At 72.1% G+C, this 8,243-nt stretch carries 7 protein-coding genes; all 7 read right to left on the bottom strand.

The genetic code is table 11. From position 1 onward, the window contains the following. Window positions 1-52 precede the first annotated feature (52 nt). Window positions 53-850 (bottom strand): glucose 1-dehydrogenase, encoded by a 798-nt coding sequence (locus tag ACFV9G_RS18440; protein ID WP_378728954.1) that lies wholly within the window; start codon window positions 848-850, stop codon window positions 53-55. 99 nt (window positions 851-949) lie between these two features. Beyond that, a complete protein-coding gene (hsaA, locus tag ACFV9G_RS18435) occupies window positions 950-2,113 on the bottom strand; it encodes a 3-hydroxy-9,10-secoandrosta-1,3,5(10)-triene-9,17-dione monooxygenase oxygenase subunit (RefSeq protein ID WP_378728953.1) in 1,164 nt (387 codons plus the stop codon). 64 nt (window positions 2,114-2,177) lie between these two features. Continuing rightward, a complete protein-coding gene (locus ACFV9G_RS18430) occupies window positions 2,178-3,608 on the bottom strand; it encodes an FAD-dependent oxidoreductase (RefSeq protein WP_378728952.1) in 1,431 nt (476 codons plus the stop codon). Then, window positions 3,605-4,504 carry a VOC family protein gene (locus ACFV9G_RS18425; RefSeq protein WP_378728951.1) on the bottom strand — a complete coding sequence of 300 codons (900 nt, stop codon included), beginning with the start codon at window positions 4,502-4,504 and terminating at the stop codon, window positions 3,605-3,607. Before ACFV9G_RS18425 ends, ACFV9G_RS18430 begins: the two co-directional genes overlap by 4 nt. 25 nt (window positions 4,505-4,529) lie before the next feature. Next, entirely contained in the window at window positions 4,530-5,729 is a 1,200-nt protein-coding gene (locus ACFV9G_RS18420; RefSeq protein WP_378728950.1) for a hydroxylase, read from the bottom strand. After that, window positions 5,726-6,604: an alpha/beta fold hydrolase gene (locus ACFV9G_RS18415; protein ID WP_378728949.1), complete on the bottom strand. Its 879-nt coding sequence runs from the start codon at window positions 6,602-6,604 to the stop codon at window positions 5,726-5,728. Before ACFV9G_RS18415 ends, ACFV9G_RS18420 begins: the two co-directional genes overlap by 4 nt. Beyond that, window positions 6,601-8,229, bottom strand: coding sequence for a flavin-containing monooxygenase (locus ACFV9G_RS18410; protein WP_378728948.1), 1,629 nt, complete (start codon window positions 8,227-8,229; stop codon window positions 6,601-6,603). Before ACFV9G_RS18410 ends, ACFV9G_RS18415 begins: the two co-directional genes overlap by 4 nt. Between the last annotated feature and the right edge of the window lie 14 nt (window positions 8,230-8,243).

The following is an 8,243-nucleotide window of genomic DNA, read 5'->3' as shown; positions in this document are numbered from 1 at the left end:
CCGCGGGGGGGGGGGGTCGTTCTATCACCTCCCGCCCCTCTCGTGCGTCGTGTCAGCCGAAGAACGCCGTGGCCAGCTCGTCGCCCAGCAGCGCCCGGGGCGCGATGCCCGCGGTCCAGCCGCCGTCGACGGCGAGCTCGGCACCGGTGGTGTAGGAGGCGTCGTCGGAGAGCAGGTAGACGATCGCGCCCGCGATCTCGGCGGCGTTGGCGACCCGTCCCATCGGGGCGGGCGGATAGTTGCCCTCGCCCTCGACCAGGCCGGCGCTGACCGCTGTCATGGGCGTGTAGACCATCCCGGGGTGCACGGTGTTGACCCGGATCTTCTTGCCGGCCAGCTCCAGCGCGGCGACCCGGGTCAGCCCGCGCAGACCCCACTTGGCCGCGGCGTAGCTGGAGGTGAGCGGCAGGCCGATCAGGCCGCCGCTGGAGGAGACGTTGACGATCGAGCCGCCGCCGTTCTCCTTCATGCCGGGGATGACCGCCTGCATGCCGTGGAACGGGCCGCTGAGGTTGGTGGCCACGATCGTCTCCCAGGACTCGATGCTCTCCTGGTCGACGGGCACCGGCGTGGCCGAGAGGCCGGCGTTGTTGACGAGGCCGTCGATGCGACCGTGCTCGGCGAGGACCGCCGCGACCAGGGCGTCCCAGCTCTCCCGCGAGGAGGCGTCGTGCTGGTGGTAGCTGGCCCGGTCGGTGCCGAGCTCGGAGAGCGCCTTGGCGCCCTTCTCGGCGTCGCGGCCGGTGATGACCACCGTGCCGCCGTCCCGCAGTACGCGCTCGGCCGCTGCGAGCCCGATGCCGGACGTTCCTCCGGTGATGACGATGACCTTGTTGTCCAGGTTGTTCATGGTGCCTCCAGTCGGGATGGTGGTTCTGACCCCGACTCTGAGGCCCACGTCACACTCCTGACGGGCGCAGTCCCGCTCGACAGGACAGGACTCCGGGACTCAGACGAGCGCGTCGTCGACCGGCAGGCCGAACGCGTGCCGCCCGTAACCGGCGAGCGCGCGCTCGACGTCGTTGGCGACGTGGACGCTTCCGGCGTGGGCGTCGCGCCAGGCCCGTTCGATCGGGTTGCCACGGTGCAGCGAGTTGCCGCCGGCGGTCTTGAACAGCAGGTCGATGGCGCCCAGAGCCCGCTCGGTGCCGAGCACCTGGTCGCGCCGGGTGCGCAGCCGCAGCTCCATCGGGATCGCCTCGCCGCGTACCGCGATGTCGTAGAGGGCGCTGATGTTGCGGTCCATCAGCAGCGCGGCCGCCTCGACCTCGGAGGAGGCCCTCGCGACGGCCACCTGGGCGTACGGGTCCTCGGCGAAGCGACCGCCGGCAGGGCTGACCCGGACCCGTTCGCGCATGCTGGAGAGGTACGTCTCGAGGCAGCCGCTCACCGCGCCGACCACGGGGGCGGTGACGGCCGTGGTGAACACCGACGCGAACGGCATCCGGTAGAGCGGTCCAGGGTTGACCTCCTGCCCAGGTCCGCGGAGCTCCTGCTGCTCACGGTGGGCCAGCGTGCGGTGCGCCGGGACGAACGCACGCTCGACGACCACGTCGTTGCTGCCGGTGCCACGCAGGCCCACGACGTCCCACACGTCGACGACTCGGAAGTCCGCACGCGGGACGAGTGTGGTGACGAACGCCGGGCGGCCGTCGGCACCGGGCAGCAGCGCACCGAGCAGCGCCCACTGGGCGTGGTCGGAGCCGGAGGAGAAGGACCAGCGCCCGGTCAGCTCGTAGCCACCGGGGACCGGTTCGAGGCGGCCGACCGGGGCGTAGGCGGAGCACACGACCGTGTCCGGATCGGCGCCGAAGACGTCGTCCTGGGCGGCCTCCGGGAACAGGCCGACGTGCCAGGGGTGCACACCGAGGACCGAGGCCACCCAGCCGGTCGACCCGCAGGCTCCGGCGAGCGCACGCACCACCTCGAAGAACTCCAGCGGGTGCGCCTCGCTGCCGCCATAGCGCTTGGGCTGCAGCATCCGCAGCACCCCGGCGGAGACGAGCTCCTCGAGCGTCTCCGCCGGCAGCGCCCGGGCCTCGTCGGCGACACCGGAACGTGCGGCGATCGTCGGCAGCAGCGGTCGGACCGCGTCCAGGATCTCTTGGCTCATACCGCCGATGGTCCACCGCGGGTGTGGTCCCGCGGGGCGCGGATCTCGGCGAGTGGGACCGGTGTCAGGCCCGGGCGGCCGCGCGGCCGGCGCGGCGGCCGAAGAAGGTGCCATCCCCCAGCGAGGTGCCGCTGACGTAGCCCTCGCCGTGGATCCCGGAGGTCACCCGGCCGGCTGCGAACAGGCCTGGGACGGGGCTGCCGGAGTCGTCGAGGACCTCGCCCTCCACGGACGTACGCAGGCCGCCGAGGGTGAACCCGGAGACGCCGGTGCCGGCGCGCGGGCCGCTGCCGTCGGGGTCGAAACCGCGGCGCGCGTCGACCGCGGCGTACGGGCCCTCGAGGGGGCGCAGCCAGCGCGGGTCCTTGTGGAAGCGGGTGTCTTCGCCCGCAGTGGCGTCACGGTTGTAGCGGGCGACGGTGTCCTCGAGCGAGCCCGGCGGGAGGCCGAGCTCGGTCTCGACCTCGGCCAGGGTCTCGGCGACGACAGCCGGCTGTACGCCCCAGCGCTCGCGCTCGGGGACGTCCTCCCAGCCCTTCTCGTCGACGAGGGTGAACCAGGGCCCGGGGCGGTGGAGCACCGCGGCCTGGCTGAAACGACCCGGGTAGACGTCCTCGTTGACGAAGCGCTGCCCGAGGCCGTCGACGAGCATGCCCCGACAGGCGAGGGCGGGGACGACCGACAGCGCGATCTGGGTCGCCGCCATCCGGCGTACGCTGCCGCCGACGGCGACGCCGAGCCGGATGCCGCTGCCGTCGTCGAGGCCGTCGCTGACCGCCTTGTGTCCGATCAGCGCCGGGGCATGGTCGGCGACCATCTCCGCGTTGTCGGCGAAGCCGCCCGTGGCGAGGACGACGCCGCGGCGGGCACGGTAGGTGATGTCCTCGCCGAAACGCCGCGCCCGGACGCCGACGACCCGGCCGGTCTCGTCCTGGACCAGGCCGGTGACGCGGGTGTCGGGGTGGATGTCCACCCCGGCCTCGCGGACCGCGGCGGTCAGCCGGTCCATGAGCACCCAGCCGCCGAAGCCGTCGGTGGCGGGCCGGTGGCCGCGCGGGACCGGACGGGCGAGCTCGGTGAACGGCCAGGCGTTCTCACCGAGCCACATCAGACCGTCGGCGGTCGGCGGCAGCCAGGAGACGCCTTCGTACAGACTCGGGTTGAAGATGATTCCGAGCCCGCGGAACCAGTCGAAGTGCTCGACGCTGCCGTCGCAGTAGAGCCGGAGCTTCTCCGCGTCCAGGTGCGGCCCGAGCGCCTCGTGGAGGTAGGCGTACATCAGGTCCGGGTCGTCCTCGATGCCGCAGGCCTGCTGCAGCGCCGTGCCGCCGCCGAGGTAGAGCTCGCCGCCGGAGACGGCCGACGAGCCACCGGGGGCTGCCCGGTCGAGGGCGACGACGGATGCACCGGCGCGGGCCGCCTCGAGGGCGGCGGCCGCGCCGGCACAACCGACTCCGACCACCAGGACGTCGGTGTCGGTGACCCTCGCGGTCATCGAGGGACGAACGCGGCCAGCGGCTCGGAGCCGGACCAATCGTGGCCCCAGTAGCTGTCGGCGGTGATCTCCTCGGCCGTGTAGGAGGTCTCGTCGACGAGCATGCCGTCCCAGCCGTACTCGATGTCCCAGCCGCCCGGTGCCCGGACGTAGAAGGAGATCATCTTGTCGTTGGTGTGGCGGCCCAGGGTCGAGGAGATGGAGAACTCCCGCTTGTTGACCTCGTCGAGCGCGCGGCCGACGGCGTCGAGCTCGTCGACCTCGACCATCAGGTGCACCATGCCGGGCGCCTCGTCGTGCGGGGCGGGGCAGATGGCCAGGCTGTGGTGGCGGCGGTTGATGCCGAGGAACTGCACCCGGCGGTCACCGGGGACCCGCATCGAGCCGCGGGTCAGGAAGCCCAGCACGTCGGTGTAGAACGCGGTGGTCTCCGCCGGCGAGGTCGTGGGCAGGACGACGTGGCCCATCCCTTCGGCACCGGTGTGGAACCGCTGCGCCCACTTCGTGACGACCGGGCTGTGGTCGAGGACCGGTCCGCAGAAGACCTCGAGCACGGTCCCGGCCGGGTCCTCGAACGAGATCGCCTGCTCGACGCCGCGCTCGACGCACTCCTCGGCGGTCAGAGTCTTCACGCCGCGGCCGGAGGCCTCGACGTCGGCGGCGACACGGGCCAGGTCCGCGGTGTCGCGGACCTCCCAGCCGACCGCCTGGACCCGGTCGGTCTCGCCGGGCAGGACGATGAGCCGGGCCCGGCGCTCGTCCATCCGCAGGTAGAGGCCGTCGGGGTCGGGACCGGTGCCCTCGGCGAAGCCGAGCGCGTCGATGGTCAGCTCGCGCCAGCGGGCCAGGTCGGTGGCCTGGACCCGGAGATAGCCGAGTCCGCGCAGATGGGTCATGGGGTGCTCCTGTTCGGTGGTGGCGTCAGATCATCGAGCGCAGCGGACCGGCCGGCGGCTCGAGGCCGAGGTCGCCGAGACCCGCGGCGTGGAAGGTCGGGCCGGGCACGTGGATCGCGTGGGCCAAGCCGGTGTGCGCGTCGCGCCAGAACCGCTGGATCGGGTTGTCCATCCGCATCGCGTTGCCACCCGAGCGGGCGACGACCTCGTCGAGCGCCCGGACCGCGCGCCAGGCCGCCTGGACCTGCGTACGCCGCCCCGCGGCCCGCTCGGCGAAGGTGGGAACGTGTCCACGGGCCACGGCGTCGTACATGCCGGTGACGTTGTCGAGCAGTGCGGCGCGGGAGGCGGCGATGTCGGCGGCGGCCTCGCTCAGGGCGTACAGGGCGTAGGGGTCGTCCTTGCTCGCGGCACCGGAGATCGTCGTCCGGGAGGCCTGCCAGGCGGCGTGGTGCGCGAGCGCGCCCTCGCAGATGCCGATGACGGCGGAGGTGATGCCGAGCGGGAAGACGCACGAGAACGGCACGTGGTAGCCGGTCTCGGTCAGGCCGGCACGCTTCGCGGCGGTTCCGTCGGCGACGTCGTTGTAGAGCAGCGTCCGGTACGCCGGGACGTACGCGTCCTCGACGACGATGTCCTTGCTGCCCGTGCCGCGCAGGCCGACGACGTCCCAGGAGTCCGCGACGATGGTGTAGTCGGCGCGCGGGAGGATCACGTGCGCCTGGGTCACCGGCTGGGCGGGCTTGCCGTCGGCGTCGCCGAGCATCGCGCCGAGGAAGATCCAGTCGCAGTGGTCGGTGCCCGAGGAGAACTGCCACCGACCCTTCAGGGTGTAGCCGCCCTCGACAGGAGTGAGCACGCCCATGGGGGCGTACGGCGAGGCGATCCAGGTGTCCGGGTCGCTCCCCCACACCTCCTCCTGGACCCGCTCGTCGGCCATCGCCATCTCCCAGGGGTGCACGCCGACGATGCCGGCCACCCAGCCGGTCGCGCCGTCGAGCCCGGCGATCCGCATGACGTTCTCGGCGAAGTCGCGCGGGTGGGCCTCGTGGCCGCCGTGCTGCTTCGGCTGCAGGAGCCGCATGACGCCTGAGTCGCGCAGCACCTTGGCGGCCTGGTCGTCGAGGCGGCCGAGGTCCTCGTTGGCTCGCCCCAGGGCGGCCAGCTCGTCGGCGTGCTCGTCGATGCGGGCGCGTACCTGTGCGGTGTGGTCGTTGGTGGTCATGCCTTCATATCCTTTCGGGGGTCAGCCTCTCGGGTCAGGAAGGCGAGCACCGCCGCCTCCCAGGCGGCCTGCTGCTCGATCATCGCCCAGTGGCCGCAGCGCGGCAGGACGTGCAGCTCGGCGTTCGGAATGGTGCGCATCGGCACCAGTGCCATGTCGACCGGGCTGACCCGGTCGTCGCGTCCCCAGGTCAGCAGGACGGGTGCGGTGATCTTGTGGAGCATCGCCCAGTACGGCGGCCGGTCGCTCGCGGCGGCCATCGCGACCCGGGCGGCGTTGGCCTCGCGGCCGTACATCCTCCGTGCCGAGGCAAGGGTCTCGGGCTCGGTGGCGAGGTCCCAGCGCTGCTGGATCAGCTCCTCGGTGACCATGGCCTGGTCGAAGACCATCGACCGCAGCCACTGGATCAGGCCCTCCCGGGTCGGGTTCTCGACGAAGTCGGTGAGCCGGACGATGCCCTCGCCCGGGCCGGCGCCGAAGACGGTGGCGCCGATGCCGCCGACGGTGACGATCTTCGAGAACAGGTCGGCGCGGGCGATCGCGAGCTGGGCCGCGACCACGCCGCCCATCGAGTTGCCGATCACCGGGACCGAGCCGAGGCCCATGTCGTCGAGGAAGCGGACCACCGCGGGACCGGCCGCCGCGAACGGCGACTCGTCGATGTCGTGGCTGACGCCGAAGCCGGGCAGCTCGAGGACCAGGCACCGGAAGTGGGCACCCAGCGCAGGCAGGTTCTGGTGGAAGTTGCGCCAGCCGGCCACGCCGGGGCCGGAGCCGTGCAGCAGCAGGAGCGGCGGGCCCTCGCCGTACTCGTGATAGACGAGGATGCCGGCGTCGGTCGCGAGCTCGCGCCGGGTCGCGTCGTACGTGCTCATGCCGTGGCCCCCGACGACGCGCGGGTCAGGACATAGCCCTCGAAGCCGTTGTCGCGGGCCTCGTCGCAGAGCCGGCGGTAGGTGCCGAAGCCGCCGATGTAGGGCATGAAGGTGCGGGTCTTGCCCTCGATGTTGGCGCCCATGTACCAGGACGCGGCGCGGGTGAAGAGCGTCCCCTCGGCGACCTCGCCGAGGTGCTCGGTCCACTTCTCGGCGGCGTCGCGACGTGGCTCGGCCTGGTCGATGCCGTTGGCCCGGCAGAACTCGATGAGGTCCATGCCCCAGTCGACCTGCTGCTCGGTGTGCGTCGACATGTTGGCGAGCACCGACGGGCTGCCGGGGCCGTTGAGGGTGATCAGGTTCGGGAAGCCGGCGACGCCGAGGCCGAGGTAGGTCCGCGGGCCGTGCTCCCACTCCTCGGCGAGCACCGCGCCACGGGCACCGCGGACGTCGATCGAGGTGAGCGCGCCGGTGAGCGCGTCGAAACCGGTCGCGAAGACGATCACGTCCAGCTCGTACGAGGCATCGTCGGTCTTGATGCCCCAGGCGGTGACCTGCTCGACCGGGTGCTTGCGCAGGTTGACCAGCTCGACGTCGTCGCGGTTGTACATCTCGTAGTAGCCGGTGTCGGTGACGATCCGCTTGGTGCCGATCGGGTGGTCTCTCGGGATCAGGTCCTCGGCGACCTCGGGGTCCTCGACGATCTCCCGGATCTTCGACTCCGCGAACTCGCGGGCGTAGTCGTTGGCGACGATGTCGCTGCTCTGGTCGGGGAAGGTCTTGGCGAACAGGACGCCGCCCTCCTGCCAGCGCGCCTCGAAGGCCCGCTGCCGCTCCTCGGCGTCGACCTCGGTCGCCTTCCGCGCGTGGGTGGTGCTCAGCGAGCCCGCCGGCGCATAGCGCGAGGCCGCCCGGCGCTCCGGATAGGTCTCCTGGACCTGCTGCCACTCCTCCTCGGTGAGCGGCCGGTTCCGCGCCGGCACCGTGTAGTTGGCGCTGCGCTGGAAGACGGTCAGCGACTGGGCCTGCTCGGCGAGGATCGGGGCCACCTGGATGCCGGACGAGCCGGTGCCGATCAGGCCGACCCGCTTGCCGGTCAGGTCGACGGGCTCCTCGGGCCACTGGGCGGTGAACAGCTGAGTGCCGGCGTACTCCTCGACGCCGGGGAGGTCGGGACGGATCGGGACGGAGAGGCAGCCGGTCGCCATCATCACGAAGCGTGTCCGGTGCCGGGTGCCGTCGTCGAGGGTGACCGTCCACAGCGAGGTCCGCTCGTCGAAGTGGGCGGACGTGACGCGGCGGCCGAAGCTGAAGTGGCGGCGCAGGTCGTAGCGGTCGGCGACGTGGTCGAAGTACGAGCGGATCTCCTCCTGGGTCGCGAACCGCTCGGTCCACTTCCAGTCCTTCTCGAGCTCGCGGTCGAAGGAGTAGGAGTAGTCGACGCTCTCGACGTCGCAGCGGGCGCCCGGGTAGCGGTTCCAGTACCAGGTGCCGCCGACGCTCTCGCCGGCCTCGACGCCGACGACGTCGAGGCCCTTCTCCAGCGCGCGGTACATCGCGTAGACGCCGGCAAGCCCGGCGCCCACGATGACGAGGTCGCGAGGTGTGTCCGTGGGTGCGTTCATTCGGTCTCTCCTGG

Origin of the sequence: Nocardioides sp. NPDC059952 (assembly GCF_042730435.1) — a bacterium.
GTDB lineage: Bacteria > Actinomycetota > Actinomycetes > Propionibacteriales > Nocardioidaceae > Nocardioides.
This window is presented reverse-complemented; position numbering and strand designations above follow the sequence as displayed.

Coding starts and splice junctions, on each gene's coding strand:
- ACFV9G_RS18425 (WP_378728951.1), bottom strand. CDS start 4,504: ATGACCCATCTGCGCGGACTCGGCTATCTCCGGGTCCAGGCCACCGAC.
- ACFV9G_RS18430 (WP_378728952.1), bottom strand. CDS start 3,608: ATGACCGCGAGGGTCACCGACACCGACGTCCTGGTGGTCGGAGTCGGT.
- ACFV9G_RS18415 (WP_378728949.1), bottom strand. CDS start 6,604: ATGAGCACGTACGACGCGACCCGGCGCGAGCTCGCGACCGACGCCGGC.
- ACFV9G_RS18440 (WP_378728954.1), bottom strand. CDS start 850: ATGAACAACCTGGACAACAAGGTCATCGTCATCACCGGAGGAACGTCC.
- ACFV9G_RS18420 (WP_378728950.1), bottom strand. CDS start 5,729: ATGACCACCAACGACCACACCGCACAGGTACGCGCCCGCATCGACGAG.
- ACFV9G_RS18410 (WP_378728948.1), bottom strand. CDS start 8,229: ATGAACGCACCCACGGACACACCTCGCGACCTCGTCATCGTGGGCGCC.
- hsaA (WP_378728953.1), bottom strand. CDS start 2,113: ATGAGCCAAGAGATCCTGGACGCGGTCCGACCGCTGCTGCCGACGATC.